The 20,078-nt window shown below is 63.2% G+C and carries 17 protein-coding genes, 1 pseudogene and 1 riboswitch; of the genes and pseudogenes, 10 read left to right on the top strand and 8 right to left on the bottom strand.

Translation table 11 applies throughout. From position 1 onward, the window contains the following. Positions 1-8: 8 nt before the first annotated feature. Complete coding sequence (locus tag ABIE52_RS11780; RefSeq protein WP_192712604.1) at positions 9-689, bottom strand: TetR/AcrR family transcriptional regulator; 681 nt, start codon at positions 687-689, stop codon at positions 9-11. Positions 690-763: 74 nt separating this feature from the next. Here ABIE52_RS11780 and ABIE52_RS11775 point away from each other — a divergent pair, with 74 nt between their 5' ends. The 3 genes and pseudogenes from ABIE52_RS11775 (at position 764) to ABIE52_RS11765 (ending at position 7,107) form a co-directional block, all read left to right on the top strand. After that, positions 764-1,900: an FAD-dependent oxidoreductase gene (locus ABIE52_RS11775; protein WP_192712575.1), complete on the top strand. Its 1,137-nt coding sequence runs from the start codon at positions 764-766 to the stop codon at positions 1,898-1,900. A gap of 7 nt (positions 1,901-1,907) precedes the next feature. Next, complete coding sequence (locus ABIE52_RS11770; RefSeq protein ID WP_192712574.1) at positions 1,908-2,741, top strand: DUF3626 domain-containing protein; 834 nt, start codon at positions 1,908-1,910, stop codon at positions 2,739-2,741. A gap of 180 nt (positions 2,742-2,921) precedes the next feature. Beyond that, a pseudogene (locus ABIE52_RS11765) lies at positions 2,922-7,107 on the top strand (bifunctional nitrate reductase/sulfite reductase flavoprotein subunit alpha). Positions 7,108-7,113: 6 nt separating this feature from the next. Here the strand turns inward: ABIE52_RS11765 and ABIE52_RS11760 are convergent. Further along, positions 7,114-7,578: a tRNA (cytidine(34)-2'-O)-methyltransferase gene (locus ABIE52_RS11760; protein WP_007727408.1), complete on the bottom strand. Its 465-nt coding sequence runs from the start codon at positions 7,576-7,578 to the stop codon at positions 7,114-7,116. 137 nt (positions 7,579-7,715) lie between these two features. Here ABIE52_RS11760 and ABIE52_RS11755 point away from each other — a divergent pair, with 137 nt between their 5' ends. Together ABIE52_RS11755 and ABIE52_RS11750 are read left to right on the top strand one after the other, a co-directional pair. Continuing rightward, positions 7,716-8,396, top strand: coding sequence for an excalibur calcium-binding domain-containing protein (locus tag ABIE52_RS11755; protein WP_042923481.1), 681 nt, complete (start codon positions 7,716-7,718; stop codon positions 8,394-8,396). Between the two features lie 33 nt (positions 8,397-8,429). Then, the gene (locus ABIE52_RS11750; protein WP_007727404.1) at positions 8,430-9,050 is read left to right on the top strand and encodes a pentapeptide repeat-containing protein; all 621 of its coding nucleotides are present in this window, start codon (positions 8,430-8,432) and stop codon (positions 9,048-9,050) included. 6 nt (positions 9,051-9,056) lie between these two features. Here the strand turns inward: ABIE52_RS11750 and ABIE52_RS11745 are convergent, their stop codons facing one another. Beyond that, positions 9,057-9,332 carry a DUF1905 domain-containing protein gene (locus ABIE52_RS11745; protein WP_007727403.1) on the bottom strand — a complete coding sequence of 92 codons (276 nt, stop codon included), beginning with the start codon at positions 9,330-9,332 and terminating at the stop codon, positions 9,057-9,059. 32 nt (positions 9,333-9,364) lie between these two features. Beyond that, entirely contained in the window at positions 9,365-9,877 is a 513-nt protein-coding gene (locus ABIE52_RS11740) for a GNAT family N-acetyltransferase (protein ID WP_063836256.1), read from the bottom strand. Between the two features lie 31 nt (positions 9,878-9,908). On the opposite strand from ABIE52_RS11740, the gene ABIE52_RS11735 reads away from it, so the two are divergent. Together ABIE52_RS11735 and ABIE52_RS11730 are read left to right on the top strand one after the other, a co-directional pair. Beyond that, the gene (locus ABIE52_RS11735) at positions 9,909-10,766 is read left to right on the top strand and encodes a bifunctional methylenetetrahydrofolate dehydrogenase/methenyltetrahydrofolate cyclohydrolase (protein ID WP_192712572.1); all 858 of its coding nucleotides are present in this window, start codon (positions 9,909-9,911) and stop codon (positions 10,764-10,766) included. 5 nt (positions 10,767-10,771) lie between these two features. Beyond that, complete coding sequence (locus tag ABIE52_RS11730) at positions 10,772-11,056, top strand: DUF3017 domain-containing protein (RefSeq protein ID WP_003940740.1); 285 nt, start codon at positions 10,772-10,774, stop codon at positions 11,054-11,056. Positions 11,057-11,061: 5 nt separating this feature from the next. On the opposite strand, the gene ABIE52_RS11725 is transcribed toward ABIE52_RS11730, so the two are convergent. The 4 genes from ABIE52_RS11725 to ABIE52_RS11710 all read right to left on the bottom strand — a co-directional run bounded on the left by ABIE52_RS11725 (position 11,062) and on the right by ABIE52_RS11710 (position 16,043). Further along, complete coding sequence (locus ABIE52_RS11725; RefSeq protein WP_007727398.1) at positions 11,062-11,637, bottom strand: SWIM zinc finger family protein; 576 nt, start codon at positions 11,635-11,637, stop codon at positions 11,062-11,064. Next, positions 11,637-13,415 carry a DEAD/DEAH box helicase gene (locus ABIE52_RS11720; RefSeq protein WP_192712603.1) on the bottom strand — a complete coding sequence of 593 codons (1,779 nt, stop codon included), beginning with the start codon at positions 13,413-13,415 and terminating at the stop codon, positions 11,637-11,639. Before ABIE52_RS11720 ends, ABIE52_RS11725 begins: the two co-directional genes overlap by 1 nt. 169 nt (positions 13,416-13,584) lie before the next feature. Then, positions 13,585-14,721, bottom strand: coding sequence for a homoserine O-acetyltransferase MetX (metX, locus tag ABIE52_RS11715; RefSeq protein WP_007727395.1), 1,137 nt, complete (start codon positions 14,719-14,721; stop codon positions 13,585-13,587). Then, on the bottom strand, positions 14,718-16,043 hold the full coding sequence (locus tag ABIE52_RS11710; RefSeq protein WP_007727392.1) for a bifunctional o-acetylhomoserine/o-acetylserine sulfhydrylase: 1,326 nt from the start codon (positions 16,041-16,043) through the stop codon (positions 14,718-14,720). Before ABIE52_RS11710 ends, metX begins: the two co-directional genes overlap by 4 nt. Positions 16,044-16,186: 143 nt before the next feature. Continuing rightward, positions 16,187-16,327, bottom strand: a riboswitch (SAM riboswitch). Between the two features lie 305 nt (positions 16,328-16,632). Here ABIE52_RS11710 and ABIE52_RS11705 point away from each other — a divergent pair. The 3 genes from ABIE52_RS11705 (at position 16,633) to ABIE52_RS11695 (ending at position 20,077) form a co-directional block, all read left to right on the top strand. Next, the gene (locus tag ABIE52_RS11705) at positions 16,633-17,856 is read left to right on the top strand and encodes an NADP-dependent isocitrate dehydrogenase (RefSeq protein WP_003940772.1); all 1,224 of its coding nucleotides are present in this window, start codon (positions 16,633-16,635) and stop codon (positions 17,854-17,856) included. Positions 17,857-17,986: 130 nt separating this feature from the next. Continuing rightward, the gene (locus tag ABIE52_RS11700) at positions 17,987-19,195 is read left to right on the top strand and encodes an MFS transporter (protein WP_371714359.1); all 1,209 of its coding nucleotides are present in this window, start codon (positions 17,987-17,989) and stop codon (positions 19,193-19,195) included. A 36-nt stretch (positions 19,196-19,231) separates the two neighbouring features. Continuing rightward, positions 19,232-20,077, top strand: coding sequence for an exodeoxyribonuclease III (locus ABIE52_RS11695; protein WP_007727385.1), 846 nt, complete (start codon positions 19,232-19,234; stop codon positions 20,075-20,077). Position 20,078: the final 1 nt, after the last annotated feature.

Raw genomic sequence — 20,078 nt, 5'->3', positions numbered from 1 at the left:
TACGGCCGCTATCGGACGGTGTCGATCCCCGCGAGGATGAGGTTGATGCCTGCCAGAAACTGTTCTCGGTCGTCGTGGTCGCGCAACTGCGCCGTCACCTGATTGAGGAACGGGTACTTAGCGGAATCGAGTTCTTCCCACCGCGTGGCGACGCCCGCGAGGAAAGCGGACCGATCTGTCTCGCGGGGGAGGAGGCGGGCCCCCGCGGCATACTGCCCGGCGAGGCCGAGCACGTAATTCAGGAGTGCGGACGCGCAGTCGAACTGCGCCGGTTGGGGAACGCCGAGCGCCTGGAGTTGCTCGCCGAGACTTTCGAAGATCTGCATCACCGCTGATTGCCACGGTTCACGTGAGAGTTGGGTGCCGACCCAGGGGTGGGCGTCGATCGCGTCGAACACGCCGAGGGTGATGGTCCGGATCGCCTCCCGTGGGGCTGCGCCTTCGGTTGCACCGGTTGTCACGCGGGCGATGACGTCGTCGGTCGCCGCGGCGAGCAGTTCGCTCTTGTTGGCAACGTGCCAGTAAATCGCCCCGCTACCTGTTGCCAGGCGTGCGGAGAGTGCGCGAAATGTCAGCGCGGCTTCGCCCTCGTCGTCGAGGATCTCGATCGCAGCCTCGACGATTCGCTCCTTCGAGAGCGCATCCGTACGTCGTTCGGTCCGCTGATTCCTGGTCGCCATGCGAACCATCTTGACATATCTGGAACGCCGTTCCAAGATGTCATTGGAACGACGTTCCAATCGAAGCCTGAAAGGAAACAAACATGAGCAACTCGATAACGATCATCGGGGCGGGCCTCGGCGGTCTGACCCTCGCGCGTGTCCTTCACGTTCATGGAATTCGGTCGAAGATCTACGAGGCGGAACTGTCGGCAGAAGCTCGCACGCAGGGCGGTCAACTCGACATCCACGAACACAACGGTCAGGCCGCGCTCGACGCTGCCGGCCTTACCGACGAGTTCCGCGCGATCATCCACGCGGGCGGCGCCGCGTCGCGCGTACTCGATCAACACGCCGCCGTGCTCCTCGACGAACCCGACGACGGCACGGGAACACGTCCCGAGGTGCTGCGCGGCGACCTCCGTCGAATCCTGATTGATTCCCTTCCGGACTACACGATCGAATGGGGACGCAAAGTCGACACTGTGCGCTCGCTCGGAGATGATCGCCACGAGTTGACCTTCGTCGACGGTTCGACAGTGACCACCGACCTTCTCGTCGGTGCAGACGGTGCCTGGTCGAAGATCCGGCCGCTGCTCTCCGATGCGAAGCCGGAATACGTCGGCACTACGTTCGTCGAGACCTACCTCTACGACGTCGACGAGAAGCATTCGGCTGCAGCCGAAGCCGTCGGGGACGGGGCGATGTACGCGCCCGCACCAGGAAAAGCGATCGCCGCGCATCGAGAGGCGGGAGACATCGTGCACACCTACGTTCAGCTGAACCGTCCGGCGGAGTGGTTTGCCGGTATCGATTTCACCGACGCCGCCGCTGCGACAGCGCGGGTCGCGGCCGAGTTCGACGGTTGGGCACCGGAACTCACGGCGCTGATCACCGATGGCGAAACCGCTCCGATTCCGCGCGCGATCCATGCACTTCCCGACGAGCACCGATGGGATCGCGTGCCTGGGGTGACGCTCCTCGGTGACGCGGCGCACCTGATGGCCCCGTCCGGTGAGGGTGCGAACTTGGCCATGTTCGACGGCGCCGAACTGGGAAAGGCGATCGCCACGCACCCCGACGGCATCGAAGGGGCACTCGCCGAGTACGAAGAAGCGATGTTCGTGCGCAGCGCATCCGAGGCCGCGGACTCGCACGTGATCCTTGATCTCTGCCTCGGTGAAGGCACACCGTATTCACTGGTCGATTTCTTCACCGGCGCTGCTTCCAAATCCGGATAATGGGCGAATGCCTGTTGATTCCACTCCCTGGTCTGCCGCGATTGCGCACGTGAGCGGTCTCTCGAAGGGCGGCCCGTTGGATCGAAATCACCGGGTGACGTTGCACTTTCATCCGGACCTCCCGTCTGAACGTGGTCTGACACTGGCCTCGATCGCACGTCAAGGCACCTATGTGACCCAGTTCGAGACTCGAACGAGCAACGGCGGACTGACGGCGCATCACGGCGGCGATCGTTGGCGTTGGGAGAGTCGGATATTCGGCGGAGCTTACGACGAGCGAGAGCCCTCGGAACGGCCGAAGTACGGATCGTTGAACTATCGCTCCGATCCCTACGGGGCATCCCCTCGGTTCGGCTCGTCCTACTTCCGGCTTGCCGAGCACACACTCGACCGCACCACCTTCTGCTTTCCGGACAGCGTCTTCGAGCCTGATCATTTCGGAACGGCCGAAGCGATGAGCTTGGTCGACGCCGCACGGGCTGCCGAGCTCGACGATCCGCTCGACCACTACATCGAGGCGCACGTCCACGGCGCCGTCGACATCGGAACGGACGTCGAGGCGCTCGTTCTGGATCCGAGTTACCGGGGCACACGGATCGAAGAGATCGCCCACTCGCTCACGTGCCCGGTGCTGTGGCACGAGGGATACGCGGTCGATGTCGACGAGATAGCCGAACATCCCGAATACCGGGGAGCGGCCGTGATCGACCTTGCCCGAGAAATTGCGCACGGCAGGCGGCTGACGCCTGCCGTACTGGGGCTCGCACGGGGTGCATCCTTCGATCCGCAGGACGTCAAGAAGGTTTGGCACTACATCGCTCGATTCGGCGGCAGAGCGTAGAACTGGGCATTCGCGTACAGCTGCCCGTCGACGACCGCCGGTCCCGGGACCGCACATCGGTCCGAAGGGCGCGGTGAGGAAAGAGTGATTGATACGCAACATCGAGCATGAACTCCCGAAACAACTGCATCCGAAGATAGAAGTCGACCTTGATCCTCGGTCGAAGGGATGCATGAATCGATGGGCGCTCAACTCACCACCACCAGTGTCGACACACTCTGCGCATACTGCGGGGTGGGCTGTGGTCTTGTCCTCGACATCATCACCGATCCCGAGACGGGTCGTCGGAAGGCTGCGAAGTCTTCCGGTCTGAAGACACATCCCACCAACTTCGGGCGTCTGTGCACCAAAGGCACCACGACCGCAGACATGCTCGCCGGCCCGGGGCGCATGGAATCTGCATATCGCCGTCCGCGCCGAGGTGATGCGATCGAAGCGGCGGACATGGCCGCAGTCATCACTGACACCGCCCAGCGCCTGCGGGCAATAATCGACGAGCACGGTCCCGACGCGTTTGCGTTGTACGTGTCCGGGCAGATGTCACTCGAAGCTCAGTACCTGTCGAACAAACTGGCCAAGGGCTTCATCGGGACCAATCAGATCGAATCGAATTCCCGTTTGTGCATGGCGAGTGCCGGCACCGGCTACAAGCAGTCACTCGGGGCCGACGGACCGCCCGGTTCCTATCAGGACTTCGAACACGCCGACGTGTTCTTCGTGACCGGCGCGAACATGGCGGACTGCCATCCGATCCTTTTTCTGCGGGTGCAGGAGCGGATCAAGGCAGGCGCGAAGCTGATCGTCGTCGATCCTCGACGCACCGCCACCGCCGACAAGGCGAACTTGTTCCTGCAGATCGCTCCCGGCACCGATCTCGCGCTACTCAACGGACTACTCCACCTGCTCGTCGTGAACGGCCACACAGATCCGGACTTCATCGCCGACTTCACCGAAGGCTGGGAGGTCATGCCCAGTTTCCTCGCGGAGTACACGCCTGCGAAGGTCAGCGAGATCACCGGTATCCCCGAGGCCGACATCCGCACTGCAGCGCAGTGGATCGGTGAGGCTGCAAACTGGATGAGCTGTTGGACAATGGGTTTGAACCAGAGCACCCACGGCACGTGGAACACCAACGCCATCTGCAACCTTCACCTTGCGACCGGTGCGATCTGCAAGCCCGGCAGCGGTCCGTTCTCGTTGACCGGTCAGCCGAACGCCATGGGTGGGCGTGAAATGGGCTACATGGGGCCAGGTTTGCCCGGCCAGCGTGCCGTGATGGTCGACGCCGATCGCGACTTCGTCGAGGACCGATGGGGGATCCCGCAGGGCTCGCTGCGCACCGACATCGGCGGTGGCACCATTGACATGTTCTCCCGAATGGCGGCGGGCGACATCAAAGCGTGCTGGATCATCTGCACCAATCCCGTTGCGACGGTAGCCAACCGCAAGACCGTCATCGACGGCTTGGAGAAGGCCCACCTCGTCATCACCCAGGATGCTTTCCTGGGCACCGAGACCAACGAATACGCCGATGTTCTGCTGCCTGCTTCGCTGTGGACAGAGTCCGACGGAGTGATGATCAATTCCGAACGCAACCTGACGCTCTTTCAGCAGGCACTGGATCCGGTTGGGCAGGCGCTGCCTGATTGGCAGATCATCGCCCGGATCGCCTGCGAGATGGGGTACGCCGAAGCGTTCACCTACACCTGTGCCGAAGAGGTGTTCGAAGAGATCAAGCAGTTCTGGAATCCGAAGACCGGCTACGACTTACGCGGCGTCACCTACGAGCGCCTCCGCAAGACATCGATCCAGTGGCCATGCCCGCCAGACAGTGATCAGGACCGTCATCCCATCCGATACGTCAATGACGGTGTCAGTCAAAGGCTCCTGATCCGCGATGACGGCAGCACTCCGCGGCTCGCATTTCCCACCGCTACTGGCCGTGCGATGTTCTTCGCACGGCCGCACATGCTTCCCGCCGAAATGCCCGACGACGACTACCCCTTCCTGCTCAACACCGGTCGTCTCGCGCACCAGTGGCACACCATGACCAAGACCGGCAAGGTGGCCAAGTTGAACAAGCTCAACCCAGGTCCCTTCGTCGAGATCCATCCCGACGACGCCGCCAGGCTCGGCATCGTCGACCAGGATGCGATCGAGGTTGCCTCACGTCGCGGTCGCGCTGTGCTTCCGGCTGTTGTCACCGACCGAGTGCGTCCGGGGAACTGCTTTGCCCCATTTCACTGGAACGACGCCTTCGGTGAATATCTGTCCATCAACGCCGTCACCAACGACGCCATCGACCCTGCCTCGCAGCAACCGGAGTTCAAAGCCTGCGCTGTCACGATGACGAAGGTCGCCGTGAACACACCTGAAACAGTGCTCGCCGAGGCGGCGCTGGTGGCTCCCGCGCCAGCTGATCGGGCTTTTGTCGCGAACCGATGTCCTCGCGGGCGTCCTCGGTCAAACAGGAACACCTGCAGTGGTATTCGATCCGCTCCAGCAGAGCTACCTGGCCGGCCTTCTCGCTGCGTTGCGTGCGGACGCCGATCGCACTGCCGGGGTACCTACCTTGCCGTCGACGGCACCCTTCGATGCCGAAAAGCGGATGTGGGTCGACGGTGTTCTGGCCGGCCTGTACTCGCGGATCTCACTTCCTGACACCGACGGGCTTGCGTTGTCATCGAGTCCGAGTATTGGATCCGAGCGCGCGCCGATCGTGGTGCTCTGGGCATCGCAGACCGGAAACGCGGAAGAATTCGCTGCTGAGTGCGCCACTCGTCTCGGGGGAATCGGCTTACCCGTGGTGATGCACGCGATGGACGAGTTCCCCGCCGCCGACCTGGCAGCTACCAGAGAGGTCCTGCTGATCACCAGTACCTCCGGTGACGGCGAATCCCCGGACAACGGCAGCGGTTTCTGGGATGCGTTGTCTGCTGACACGGCGCCCCGCATGTCCGAGACACGTTATGCAGTCATCGCTTTCGGCGACTCGAACTATGCCGACTTCTGTGGACACGGACGAAAGCTCGACGCCCGCCTTGCCGAACTGGGAGCCAGTCGTATCGTCGATCGCGCCGACTGCGAGCCCGATTTCGAGGACACCGCTGCTGGATGGCTGGAGGCGGTCACGGCTGAGCTTCGGAGCTCGGTGGCCGGCGAGACGACCGACGTCCTCGTTGCAAAGAAGAATTCTGGGACAACCGTTGCAGCCGCGCCGATTTCACCGGCGATGTCGCCGCCGCTGCGATACAACAAGAAGGCGCCACTGACCACAGCCTTGACGCGCAATGTCGTGCTCAACCGTCCGGGTTCTTCCAAAGACGTGCGGCAGTTGGGCTTTCACCTTCCCGGTGACACGGTCAGTTACGAAGCCGGCGACGCTCTCGGAGTCTGGCCCCGAAACAGCTCTCCGTTTGTCGACGAGTGGCTCACCCTTACTGGCCTCGACGGTGACGAGACCGTCGAACTGGGGCAGTACGGGGAAATGACGCTGCGTACCGCGCTCACCGAGCGCCTGGAGATCACTCGAATCTCGACCGACATGATTCGATTCGTGCATCAACGAACCCGCGATTCGGACCTGGCCGAGTTGTTGAAGCCGGAGAATGTCTCCACGTTCAAAGACTGGTCGTGGGGACGACAGTCCGTCGACATTCTCGCGCAGTCGCCCGTTCGTGCCTCGACAGACGAATGGCTCTCGCTGCTCAAACCGATTCAGCCGCGGCTGTATTCGATATCTTCCAGTCCGAAGGAGAACCCACGCGAAGTGCAGTTGACGGTGTCCGCGGTGCGATACAACGTTGCGGGTGTCCCACGGCGTGGAGTGTGCTCGACTTACCTCGCCGACCACGCTCACGATGACGACATCGGTATCTACGTGCAGAAGTCGACCCACTTCCGGCCACCTTCCGATCCCGAGACCCCGATGATCATGGTCGGTCCGGGGACCGGCATTGCACCGTTCCGTGCCTTCCTGCATGAGCGGCGGGCATTGGGGCACACGGGCCCGAACTGGCTGTTCTTCGGAGAACAGCACGCCGCGACCGACTTCTACTACCGCGAAGAAATCGAAGAATTGCGGAAAGACGGATTCCTCACCGAACTCGACCTCGCGTTTTCCCGGGATCAAGCCGACAAGGTCTACGTGCAGGACCGGATGCGTGAGCGGGGTGCGCTGCTGTGGGAGTGGTTGCAGAAGGGAGCGCACTTCTACGTCTGCGGCGATGCCAACCGGATGGCCAAGGACGTCGACAGTGCCCTCAACGGGGTGGTCGCTCAACACGGAAAACTGGCTCCTCGCAGTGCCGAGGCATACGTGAAGGCTCTTTCGGCGGAGAAGCGCTATGTCCGGGACGTCTACTGACGTCGATCAGACAGCGCCCTTGAACCCGTGCTGACGCCAGGCCTCGTACGTGACGAGGGCGGCAGCGTTGGACAGGTTGAGGGACCGGCGTCCGGGCAGCATCGGGATACGCAGGCGCTCGGTGACGTGTTCGTCCGCCAATACTTCTTCGGACAGTCCGGTGGGTTCGGGCCCGAACAGCAGGACGTCGCCGGGTTGGTAGGCGATATCGGCATACGACGTGGTCGCGTGCGCGGTGAAGGCGAACACGCGAGCGGGGGTGACGGCTTCCCAGGCAGCGGTCAGGTTTTCGTGGACCGTGACAGTCGCCAGGTCGTGGTAGTCCAAGCCTGCGCGCTTGAGCTTCGGCTCCGACAAGTCGAACCCGAGAGGGCCGACCAGGTGGAGTTCGCAACCGGTGCCTGCGACCATGCGGATCGCGTTTCCGGTGTTGGGTGGGATGCGGGGCTCGTGGAACATCACTCGGAACACTCGAGGAACTGTACCGGGCGACGTATCGGTGACCACGTCCGTGAGAAGACCCGGTCGGGAAGTGTGGGCGAATTGGTAACAAACCGGCCAGTCCGTGCGAATCTATTTCCGGCACTCTACGCAGAACGGACATTTTGATGAACCCTCCCGCCGGTTGGAACCCCGACCCCTTCGACCCCACGATCGACCGTTACTGGGACGGTCAGCAGTGGACCGCGCAGACACGGCCCAAGGGCGTCGACGCACCCACTCAGGCTTTCGGCACTCCCACGCAGGTCTTCGGCGCACCCGGATCGGCGGTGCCGGACACTAACGCCGAGGAAGGCAAGACGCGGCGTAAGTGGCCGTGGATCGCCGGCGCGGCAGTCGTGGGGCTGGTTGCCATCGCCGCGGCGACGGGAGCGGGCAAGTCGGAAGAATCGACGACGCCTGCTGCGACCTCTTCGACGACAGCTGCAGCGACGACAACCAAAAGCACGGTCCCGTCGACGACGAAGACCACGACTTCGTCCCTCTTGCCGACGACGACAACGATCGTGCCGCCACCGACGACAACCACCGTGGCAATCGTGCCGCTGGTTCCGCAGGTCCCGGAGACCACGACTACGCCGTATGTTCCGCCCGCTCCTGCGTACACACCGCCGAAGACAACAGAACCGGCGTACGTTCCGCCGCCGGCCAAGGTGCCCGACGCGGGGGTGTATTACGCCAACTGTGCAGCCGTGCGAGCGGCCGGTGCTGCCCCGATCTACCGCGGCGATCCCGGCTATTCGTCCAAGCTTGATCGTGACGGTGACGGCGTGGCCTGCGAGACCTAGGCGATCGAACCGGTGTCGGTGCGGCGGGGCAGTATGGACGGCATGCTCCCCGAAGAATCCGACGATGTCGTCGGCGAAGACTATTCAGACGCGCGGCTGGCCGGGCAGAAGTGGCGTCAGCGCACTTTCACCAACTGCAATTTCCGAGACGCCGACCTCACCGGACTCACGACGGAGTCGGTGGTGTTCACGGATTGTGATTTCACCGGCACCGATCTGGGGGAGTCCGTGCACACGGGAACTGCGTTCCGCTCGTGCAATTTTGCCCGGACTAGCCTGTGGCACAGCACGTTCCGAAACTGCAGTCTGCTCGGGTCGGCGTTCGACGGTTGCCGCATCCGGCCGTTGACGCTCGACGAAGTCGACTTCTCGTTGACCTCACTCGGCGGGGCGGACCTGAGAAAGATCGACTTCACCTCATGCCGCTTCCGTGAAGCGAACCTGGTTCGGGCCGACATGCGGGGCGCGGTGCTGGCGTCGGCGGATCTGTCCGGTGCTCGTACGGGTGGACTCAAACTCGAAGGTGCAGACCTGCGCGGTGCACGGATCGATCCGAGCCTGTGGACGTCCGCGTCCGTCGGAAACGCGCAGATCGAGTTGATGCAGGCGGTGGCGTACGCGTCGGCGCACGGTCTTGTCGTCGACATGAAGTAGCAGCGCCTAGCTCTCCAAGCGCTCCTCGAGGCGCACCGTCACCAGCTCGCCGGTCTCCTTGCCGATGGCTTTGCGAAGATCGGCTTTGACCGGCAGCTTGTGGTTACCGTCTCCCAACGCCATGAACGAACTCTGGAACGGATGTCCGTCGATCGTCCCGCGTACCTTGACCAGGCCGCGGGTGCCGAAGAACTCGGCGGACTCCGGCCAGATCACATAAGTCCACCCGCCCTTGGCGTCGCTCTTCTGCAGGGTGGCCGTGAATTCCTTGTCCAGCAACATGATGTCGGTCCTTTCGAACTCGTCCCAGTCGATCAGCGGATGAATTCCCGTGCGAGCAGATCCATCAGCAGTCCGTCCTTCCACACACCATGGCGATCTCGCGAATACTCGCGCATCACCCCGACGTCTTTGAACCCCACCGATCGGTAGCACGCGATGGCGACGGAGTTGTCGACCTCCGGGTCGATGACCAGACGGTGGAATGCGAGGTCGTCGATCAGGTGGGCACACAGCACGCGAATCGATTCGCGACCGAACCCTCGGCCGTGGAAGTCAGGATCGAGGAACAAGTCGAGCCCGGCGTGGCGGAAGTCGGGGTTGTCCTCCGCCTCATACCACTGGATGAAGCCGATCAGGTGGTCGCCGTGGAAGATGCTGTAGCGCGTGGTGCCAGCCTCCGGCGCTGCAGGCCAGTCGTCGTCGGGATTTTGCCACCAGTGCACGACGTCCGGGTGCAGGTGAATTGCCCGCAGACGGGCGTGATGATCGGGCGCGACGGGGGAGAGGAGCACCCTCGGGCCGCGTAGTTCCGGAGCCGTTGTCACTCATCGACCCTAACCTGGAACAATGGTCGCCGTGACTGCAACGATCCTCGACGGCAAAGCTACCCGCGACGAAATCTTCGAAGACCTGAAGGTGCGGGTGAGCGCTCTGAAGGCAGAGGGCATCACACCCGGCTTGGGCACCATCCTGGTGGGCGACGACCCCGGATCCGCGGCTTACGTGCGCGGCAAGCACAACGACTGCGCCAAGGTCGGTATCAATTCTTTGCGACGCGACCTGCCTGCCGACATCACGCAGGAGCAGCTCAACGCGACGATCGACGAGCTCAATGCCAATCCCGAGTGCACCGGCTACATCGTGCAGTTGCCGCTTCCCAAGCACCTTGACGAGAACGCAGCCCTCGAGCGCATCGACCCCGACAAGGACGCCGACGGCTTGCACCCGGTCAACCTCGGTCGACTGGTGTTGGGCAAGGAAGCCCCGCTGCCGTGCACCCCGCGTGGAATCCTGCATCTCCTGCGCCGCTACGAGGTCCCTATTGCGGGCGCACACGTGGTGGTAGTCGGACGAGGCGTCACAGTCGGTCGCCCGATCGGATTGCTGCTGACGCGTCGTAGCGAGAACGCGACGGTCACGCTCTGCCACACCGGTACCGGCGATCTCGCGGCCGAGGTTCGCCGCTCCGACATCATCGTCGCTGCCGCCGGCGTTCCCGGCCTCATCACCGCAGACATGGTCAAGCCCGGGGCAGCGGTCCTCGACGTCGGCGTCAGTCGCACCGACGACGGCCTGCGCGGCGACGTCGCAGCCGACGTCAACGAGGTCGCCGGCTTCGTCTCACCCAACCCCGGTGGTGTCGGACCGCTGACCCGCGCGTTCCTGATCACCAACGTGGTCGAGCGCGCCGAGCGGGTTCTGGCCGGAGTCTGAGTCCGATGTCCTCACTGGTCGGCCTCGCGAAGAAGAATCTGCCCATGCTCGCGGTCCTCGCCGTGATCGCGGCGGCCGTGGTTCTCGTGCTGGCCGACCGGTGGCGCCGCGGCGCCCTCGTCTTCGGTGTTGCCGTCATCATCGGAGCTGCCGCTCGGTGGTTCGTTCCCGAGAACCGTGTGGGGTTGCTCGCGGTGCGTGGAAGGGTCTTCGACACTGCGGCGATGGGCGTTATGGGTGTGCTGATCGCGACGCTCGCCCTGACCATCGATCCGCTCGGTACCGACTGAGAAGGTCAGTCCCCGTAGAACGAGCGAATGTCGATATCACTCAAAGGGATCCACTCCGGCGAATGTGTGGATGTCGACTTCTTTCCAGCCTTGACCGGTGCACTCCGTAACGTCACCGCAAGTGCAGGTTCCTCGTCGATTCGCCCGGCGAGGGCGTAGATCGCGGCGAGATGGTGAACGCACGGCGAGCGTCGACCTGAGCAGTCGCAGCTGGAAGTGCACTCCGAAAGATCAACGGCTACTGCGATATTTCGAGCCTGCAGTTCGGTGACGACGCTGTCCGGCAGTTCGCCGGTGGAGACGGATCTGTTCGCCTTTCCAGCCGAACGGAGAAGGCTCTTCACTGCAGCGATCTCGGATTTGGTCCAGAGCGGGACACCAATCGTCACTGACGAAGTTTTTGCCTTGGTGCTCACCTCGGCGACGACGGTCCCCGACGAGACGACGGTGAACTCCACGGAACCGTTGCGTGCCAGGGTGCGAGCCGTCGGCAGGGACGGGTTCGGACCGGATGCCGCGGTCCGCTCCACCGTGCGCAGCCACGCTCGACCCCAAGCGGTGACGCCGAATTCGTTGGCCATCAGATGATCACCGCGCCGTCGAGTTCGAGAAGTTCACGCAGTTCGGCGTCGGGGAGATCGGCCAGCGCGGCCTCGACGTTCCCGGAGACAGCATCGGCCACAGCTCGTTTGGACTCGTGCATCGCTGCTATGTGATCCTCCACGGTACCGCCCGTCACCAAGGTGTGGACGTTGACGGTGCGTTTCTGGCCGATGCGGTGTGCCCGGTCGGTTGCTTGATCCTCGACGGCTGGGTTCCACCACCGGTCGTAGTGCACGACATGACTTGCGCGCGTGAGGTTGAGGCCGAAGCCGGCGGCGCGCAAGCTCAGAATCAGAACCGGTGGTGAATCCGTCTCGTTCTGGAACGCGTCGACCATCGCGTCTCGTTTGTCGGTGTTCAGGCCGCCGTGGAGGAAAGGCACGGCACCGATACCCAGTTCGGCTCCCAGGTGTCGCGAGAGCATCTCGCCCATCGTCCGGTACTGCGTGAATATCAGCGCGCGATCGCCGTCGTCGACGATCTCGGCGATCATTTCCGTTGCGCGGTCGAGCTTTCCGGATCTTCCGTAGAGGTCGTCCGTATCGCCGGTGACCTGCGCCGGGTGATTGCATACCTGCTTGAGAGTGGTCAGAAGCGCAAGGATGTTGCCACGCCGGGCAATTCCCGTGCCCAATCCGGAGTCGAGCGCATCGGCAACTGCCGACCGGTAGATGCGCGCCTGTTCCGACGTCAGAGTGCACGAGACCGTGGAGAACTGCTTGGGCGGAAGATCCTTGGCCACTGTGTCTTTGGTTCTGCGCAGAATGAAGGGATCGATGACCGCGGCAAGCCTGGTCGCCGCGGTGGCCGATCGACCGGATTCGATCGGTACGGCAAAGCGTTGACGAAACCGTGCGCGAGTTCCGAGGACGTCGGGATTGGCGACGCGAAAGAGCGACCACAATTCTTCGAGACGGTTCTCCACCGGCGTGCCGGTCATCGCTACCTTGACGTCCGCCGACAACTGCATTGCTGCTTTCGCGGCGAGGGAAGCGGGGTTCTTGATCTGTTGCGCCTCGTCGAAGACCACTGAACTCCAATGGACCGGGGCCAATTGGGCTGCGTCGGAACGCAAGACGCTGTAGCTGGTCAGAACCGTAGTGCCGGCGGGGATACGAGTGGGAAGTGCACGGGCGGCCCCGTGATGAACGTGCAGTGGCAGATGCGGAGCGAATCGCTCGATCTCGCGGCGCCAGTTTCCTATCACCGAGGTGGGACACACAACCAGATGCGGACCGTCGCCGGCGCGGATCGCGATCATCGAAATCGCTTGCAGTGTCTTACCCAAACCCATCTCGTCGGCCAAGATCCCACCGCCCGAACCCGACAGAGCCGTCAGCCAGGCAACTCCCTGCATTTGATACGGGCGCAGAGTCGCCTGAATCTTTGCTCGGCGAAGACTCTCGATGGCCGCGCGCGCTTCCGTGAACAACCGCACCGTGGACGCGGCGCTTCGGATCTTCGTGTCGTCGCGCTCGATAGCGGCATGCGCTGCGGTCGGAATGTCATGTGCGCCGGTGTCGATGACGCGCTTCCACGCGAGCAGCGACGATCCGAGGTCGCCGCGACCAGCATCGAGGTTGTGGAACGCGTCGATCGCGGTGGTGAGGTCGAGCAGTTGCGCTTCGACGTCGGTTGCTGTGATCGACTCGTCGACCGGGATCGCAAGCCTGCACACGCCCGGCGACCCGGTCGGCATCCCCAGTGCCGACAGCCGCGCTGCCGGGTCTGCGTCACCCCAGAACGCGAAGGACATGTGCTCGGGAATGTACGTAGCCTGCAGGCGCGTCGAGCATGGCTGATTCACGTTCGCCGATGCTAGCCGCGCCGGCTCACGTTCGCCAATGAGAATGTCGGGAAAACCCGCAGATCAGCTGTGGTTTTCCCGACATTGACGAATCCTGAAAACGTGGCTCTGTGCCGAATCAGCGAGCCGTACGCGCGAACTCCATCGTTCGGCGAAGCAGTCCGGCGACGGCGTCCGCCTCCGTCAGGAAGCCGTCGTGGCCGTCCTTGGACTTGAGAATCTCGAGGCCGCTGCACGTGGAAATTCCGTCGGCGATCTCCTCCTGCAAGCGAAGGGGATACAGCCGATCCGAGTCGACGCCGCCCACCACGACCGGTGCCGTGATCGATGCCAACGCCGCCGCAACACCGCCGCGTCCACGACCGATGTCGTGCCGGTTCATGGCCTCGGTCAGTAGGACGTACGTGCTCGGGTCGAAGCGGTCGACCAGCTTGTCTGCCTGATGTTCCAGGTAACTTTGTACGGCGTATCGTCCACCGTTCCAAGGATTTTCGTCGTTCTGAGCGGAGTTCTCGAAGCGTGCGTCCAGTTCGGACTCGGTGCGGTACGTCAGGTGCGCGATGCGACGGGCGATGCCGAGTCCGGTGCGAGGTGCCCGCCCCGTTCCGTGGTAGTCACCGCCCTGCCAATCCGGATCGGAGACGATGGCAGCGATCTGCGTCGTCTGGGTGCCGATCTGATCTGCAGTGGCCCGTGAACCGGTTGCGAGAACCAACGCGGAGCGAATGCCGTCCGGGTAGGTAACTGCCCATTCGAGGGTGCGCATGCCCCCCATGGATCCGCCGACTACCGAGGCCAACTGGTCGATCCCGAGGAGATCGACGAGCTTCTTCTCCGCCGCGATCTGATCCCGGATGGAGATCTCCGGGAACCTGCTGCCCCACGGCTTGCCGTCGTCGGCCGGCGAACTGGGACCGGTCGTGCCGCGACAACCACCGAGGACATTGGTTGCGATGACGCACCATTCGCCGGTGTCGATCGGTTCGCCGGGGCCGACCATCCCGTTCCACCAGCCGGGGGAGGGCTGATTCGCGGAGATCGGTCCGGTGACGTGTGAGTCTCCGGTCAGTGCGTGCTCGACGAGTACGACGTTGTCGCGGTTCGGGGAAAGCTCACCCCACCGCTGAACGGCGAGCGAAACCGATGGGAGCACCGCGCCGCTCTCGAGTTCCAAGGCACCGATGTCGACGAACCCCACCTGGCCGTCGGGTGGGGGCAGGAGGTCGATCCTGGGCTCCAATTCGTTCACGGTCACGAGTTTGCCACCGCTGCCAGGCCGACGGTGAGATCGGCGAGGATGTCGTCGATTCCTTCGATGCCGACCGCGAGGCGAACGAGCCCGGGTGTGACACCGGAGGCGAGCTGCTCTTCGGGGGTGAGCTGCGAGTGTGTCGTCGAGGCGGGGTGGATCACGAGTGAGCGAACGTCACCGATGTTGGCGACGTGGCTGTGCAGCGTCAGGGCGTTGACGAACGTCTTGCCCGCATCGATACCGCCGGGCAGCTCGAAGGTGACGATGGCGCCGGTTCCCTTGGGCGTCAGCTGCTTTCCGCGTTCGAACCATGGCGAGGAGGGGAGTCCCGCGTAGGAAACGGAGGCGACCTCGACGTGACCGTCGAGGAATTCGGCGACCTTCTGTGCATTGGATACGTGGCGCTCGATGCGCAGGCTCAAGGTTTCGATACCCTGCGCGATGAGGAACGCGTTGAACGGCGCCACGGCGGAACCGAGATCGCGCAGCAGTTGGACGCGGGCCTTGAGTGCGAACGCCGGCGCGCCGAGGTCCGCGAAGGTGACGCCGTGGTAGCTGGGATCAGGCGTCGTGAAGTTCGTGTGGCGACCCTGCGTCCAGTCGAAAGTGCCACCGTCGACGATGACGCCGGCGATCGCGGTGCCGTGTCCACCAAGGTATTTGGTGGCGGAGTGAACGACGATGTCGGCGCCGTGTTCGAGTGGGCGAAGCAGGTACGGCGTCGCGACTGTGTTGTCCACGATCAACGGAAGACCGTTCTCGTGGGCCAGTGACGAGATACCGGGTAGGTCGAGGATGTGGTTCTTCGGATTGGCGATCGTTTCGCCGTAGAACGCCTTCGTGTTCGGGCGAATGGCTTCGCGCCACTGCTCGAGATTGTCGGGATCCTCGACGAACGTGACTTCGATGCCCAGCTTACGAAGGGTGTAATGCAGGAGGTTGTACGTGCCGCCGTACAGGTACGGGCTGGAGACGATGTGGTCGCCGGCCTCGGCGATGTTGAGGATCGCGATGGTCTCGGCGGCCTGACCCGAGGAGAGGAGGAGTGCGGCGACCCCGCCTTCGAGGGCAGCGATGCGCTGCTCGACGGCGTCCTGTGTGGGATTCATGATCCGCGTGTAGATGTTGCCCGGCTCGGCGAGGCCGAACAGTGCCGCAGCGTGATCGGTGCTGTCGAAGACGTAGCTGGTGGTCTGGTAGATCGGCAGAGCGCGCGCATTTGTGGCGGTGTCCGCTGTTTGTCCGGCGTGCACCTGCTTGGTCTCGAACGACCAGTTCGCGGTCGGATCCGAAGTTGCTGCGGCGTCGGCTGTGTTGTCGGTCATGATTTGTTCACTCCAGTGGTCTGACGGATAGATGTCGGACGGGGGCGAATGATCGCCGCCCCGTGCTGGGGTCTATCTACAAGTGCGACACATACTGAAATACCTCCGTGGGGCTCGGCCCGGTCTGGGGTCCGTCCCTGTCGGACCCGCGCTTGTCACCCGAATTGCGGTGGAACTGCGCGAGCAGATCCACGTCGGGAAACCTGGTCATCACCCGGGGCACCCCACCGCGGTTGGAGGGTTGCCGTCCAGCGAGCCGGGGCTTGACGCTGGCACTCATGACCAAGTCGGATTCTACCGGGAAGTGAGCGCAGTCCTGACACGGGGCGAAATGTGAGCCGCAACCGCACGCGAGGCAGAGCGACGCAGCCCACTAGCAGGCAAAAGTTACTCGCGAGTAGAGACCGATGAGTGGACCTGCCGGTTGCGGCCTCATGGGTTAGCAGTACGCTTGTCTTGTTTGGGACTCATCTCCCGAGATCAGTCCACACCGTCTAGGTTTGATAATCGAACCGTTCGCGGACCCACTCACAAAGTGTGACCGCAACCGTGTAACCAGGGAAACTTCCTAGGAGGACGCGAAGCACCCATGTCCAAAATCAAGGTTGAGGGCACCGTCGTCGAACTCGACGGCGATGAGATGACGCGCATTATCTGGCAGTTCATCAAAGACAAGTTGATCCATCCGTATCTCGATGTGAACCTCGAGTACTACGACCTCGGTATCGAGTACCGCGACGAGACCGACGACCAGGTCACCATCGACGCAGCGCACGCGATCCAGAAGCACGGCGTCGGCGTCAAATGCGCCACGATCACGCCGGACGAGGCACGTGTCGAGGAATTCGGTCTTAAGAAGATGTGGCGTTCCCCGAACGGAACGATCCGCAACATTCTCGGCGGCACGATCTTCCGCGCACCGATCATCATCTCCAACGTTCCGCGACTCGTTCCGGGCTGGACCAAGCCGATCATCATCGGCCGTCACGCATTCGGCGACCAGTACCGCGCCACAGACTTCAAGGTCCCCGGCCCCGGCAAGGTGATGATCACCTACACGCCTGAGGACGGCAGCGCACCGATCGAGCACGAACTGGTCAACTTCCCCGAAGAGGGCGGCGTCGTCCAGGGGCAGTACAACTTCACCACGTCCATCCGTGACTTCGCTCGCGCGTCGCTCACCTACGGACTGCAGCAGAACTACCCGGTGTACCTGTCCACCAAGAACACCATTCTCAAGGCGTACGACGGTGCCTTCAAGGACATCTTCCAGCACGTCTACGAGACCGAGTTCAAGGCTGAGTTCGATGCTGCAGGTCTGACCTACGAGCACCGCCTCATCGACGACATGGTCGCTTCCGCTCTCAAGTGGGAGGGCGGATACGTCTGGGCATGCAAGAACTACGACGGCGACGTCCAGTCCGACACCGTGGCCCAGGGCTTCGGCTCGCTCGGCCTCATGACGTCGGTTCTGCTGACACCGGACGGAAAGACCTGTGAGGCAGAGGCTGCTCACGGCACCGTGACGCGTCACTACCGTCAGCACCAGCAGGGCAAGCCCACCTCGACCAACCCGATCGCGTCCATCTTCGCGTGGACCCGCGGGCTCGAGCATCGTGGCAAGCTCGACAGCACCCCTGAGGTCATCGGCTTCGCGCAGGCGCTCGAAGACGTTGTCATCAAGACCGTCGAAAGCGGCCAGATGACCAAGGACCTCTCGATGCTGGTCGGCGGCGATCAGGGCTACCTGACCACCGAGGAGTTCCTCGGCGCGCTCGACGTGAACCTGCAGAAGGCCATGGCCGCGAAGTAGATTCACCGCTTCACCTGTCAAATGGGACGTCTGGGAAACCGGGCGTCCCATTTGTGTTCGCGGTCTCACGTGAGTGAACTCACCCGCTCTCACTTGGAAGTTCAACCAGGTGTGAGACCACAATTGATCAGTGACTTCGTCTACCCTCTCCCGTTCTGACACCTCGACACCCGGGGTTCGTTCCGCCAGAGGTCCGGCGATGCTCGCTCTCGCTCTCGGCGGTTTCGGTATCGGCACAACCGAGTTCGTCGCCATGGGGTTGCTCCCGGAAATGGCATCCGGACTCGGCGTCTCGGAACCCGTCGCGGGTCACGTGATCTCGGCGTACGCGCTCGGGGTTGTCGTCGGCGCTCCGCTGATCGCTGCACTCACCGCACGAGTACCGCGCCGCACCCTGTTGATCGCACTCATGGTCGCGTTCACCGTCGGCAATGCCGCCTCGGTTTTCGCGCCCTCGTACACGACGCTGATGATGGCCCGCTTCGTCGCCGGATTGCCGCACGGCGCGTATTTCGGAGTCGCCGCACTGGTCGCAGCTCACCTGGCCGAACCGGGAAAACGCGCGAAGGCCGTCGCCATGGTGATGATGGGTCTTTCCGTGGCCAACGTGATCGGTGTGCCGGTCGCGGCCTGGATCGGCCAGGCACTCGGCTGGCGCAGCGCCTTCGCCTTGGTTGCGGTGATCGGAGTGGCAACGGTTGCTTCGCTGTTCGTCTGGATTCCGCGGTTGGACGGTATGCCGGTGACGAATCCGATCACCGAACTCGGGGCACTGGGCCGCGTTCAGGTGTGGATGACCTTGATCGTGGGCATGGTCGGATTCGGCGGGATGTTTGCCGTCTACACCTACATCAGTACGACTCTCACCGACGTGTCCGGGCTTGGCGCTTCGTTCATTCCCCTCGCACTCATGCTGTACGGACTGGGCATGGTGGCCGGCAACTTCGTCGGTGGATACCTCGCGGATCGCGCACTGATGAAGGGCTTGTTCCTGTCGATGGGATCCCTCGTTGTGATCCTCGCGGTCTTCGTGATCGCCGTGCGCAATCCGTACACGGCACTGATCTTCGTCTTCCTCATCGGGCTCGCCGGGTCGTCGATGGTGCCTGGCCTCCAGACACGGTTGATGGATGTCGCCGAGGATGCTCAGACCTTGGCCGCGTCTCTCAATCACGCCGCACTCAACATCGCCAACGCCTTCGGAGCGTGGATCGGCGGCGTCGTCATCGCAGCCGGTTACGGGTACACCGCGCCGGCAGCGGTGGGGTCGTTGCTGGCCGTCGCGGGTCTCGTCGTGCTGGCGGTAGCGGTGATTCTGCAGCGTAGGGCCGCGCGCTGACCTGGGCGCCCATCCGCGTCGGTGGAATCGGCTACGGTGCTTGCCGTGCCACAAACTGCTGACTCCCACATTCTTGCGCCCCACACCATCACGTCCGTGAACGTCAACGGCGTTCGAGCAGCTGCCCGCAAGGGCATGCTCGACTGGCTGGAGAAGACGTCGGCGGATTTCATCTGCCTTCAGGAAACGCGTGCGTCGGACGATCAGCTTCGCGAGACTCTCGAACCAGCGCTCGGCAACGGATGGTTCCTCGTCTCCGCCGAGCCGTCCGCGAAGGGACGCAACGGAGTCGCGGTGCTCTCACGCACGGAACCTGAAGCGGTGCGGATCGGTCACGGGGACGACGAGTTTCTCGACGCCGGTCGATACATCGAAGCCGACTTCGCCGATCTGACCGTCGCGAGCCTGTACCTGCCCTCCGGTGAGGCGCTCACGCCGAAGCAGGAGGAGAAGGAGCGGTTCATGGCGTCCTTCGCAGTTCACCTCGCTACCACCGCTGCGGCGGCCGAGGCTGCCGATCGTCACGTGGTGGTCAGCGGCGATTGGAACATCGCGCACACCGAACTCGACCTCAAGAACTGGAAGACCAACAAGAAGTCTTCGGGATTCCTCCCCGAGGAGCGCGCCTGGATGGATCTGCTGTTCGCCGAAGATTCCGCGTGGGTGGACGTCTTCCGCACCCTCCATCCGGGTGTCGACGGCCCGTACTCGTGGTGGTCGTACCGCGGAAAGGCATTCGACAACGATTCGGGTTGGCGTATCGATTACCAGGTTGCCACTCGCGGATACGCCGAGCGGGCCAAGGTCGCGCTCGTGGAACGCGCTGAGTCCTACGACCTCCGTTGGTCGGATCATGCGCCTGTCACCGTCTCGTACCGATAGA

The sequence above is a fragment of the Rhodococcus sp. OAS809 genome (assembly GCF_040546695.1).
Lineage (GTDB): Bacteria > Actinomycetota > Actinomycetes > Mycobacteriales > Mycobacteriaceae > Rhodococcus_F > Rhodococcus_F qingshengii.
Note: the sequence above shows the minus strand (reverse complement) of the source record. Positions and strands in the feature narration are given on the sequence as shown.

Coding starts and splice junctions, on each gene's coding strand:
- ABIE52_RS11720 (WP_192712603.1), bottom strand. CDS start 13,415: ATGTCCTTCGCGTTCTGGGGTGACGCAGACCCGGCAGCGCGGCTGTCG.
- ABIE52_RS11750 (WP_007727404.1), top strand. CDS start 8,430: ATGGACGGCATGCTCCCCGAAGAATCCGACGATGTCGTCGGCGAAGAC.
- ABIE52_RS11705 (WP_003940772.1), top strand. CDS start 16,633: ATGTCCAAAATCAAGGTTGAGGGCACCGTCGTCGAACTCGACGGCGAT.
- ABIE52_RS11710 (WP_007727392.1), bottom strand. CDS start 16,043: ATGACCGACAACACAGCCGACGCCGCAGCAACTTCGGATCCGACCGCG.
- ABIE52_RS11780 (WP_192712604.1), bottom strand. CDS start 689: ATGGTTCGCATGGCGACCAGGAATCAGCGGACCGAACGACGTACGGAT.
- ABIE52_RS11730 (WP_003940740.1), top strand. CDS start 10,772: ATGTCCTCACTGGTCGGCCTCGCGAAGAAGAATCTGCCCATGCTCGCG.
- ABIE52_RS11770 (WP_192712574.1), top strand. CDS start 1,908: ATGCCTGTTGATTCCACTCCCTGGTCTGCCGCGATTGCGCACGTGAGC.
- ABIE52_RS11755 (WP_042923481.1), top strand. CDS start 7,716: ATGAACCCTCCCGCCGGTTGGAACCCCGACCCCTTCGACCCCACGATC.
- ABIE52_RS11775 (WP_192712575.1), top strand. CDS start 764: ATGAGCAACTCGATAACGATCATCGGGGCGGGCCTCGGCGGTCTGACC.
- ABIE52_RS11725 (WP_007727398.1), bottom strand. CDS start 11,637: ATGGCCAACGAATTCGGCGTCACCGCTTGGGGTCGAGCGTGGCTGCGC.
- ABIE52_RS11745 (WP_007727403.1), bottom strand. CDS start 9,332: ATGTTGCTGGACAAGGAATTCACGGCCACCCTGCAGAAGAGCGACGCC.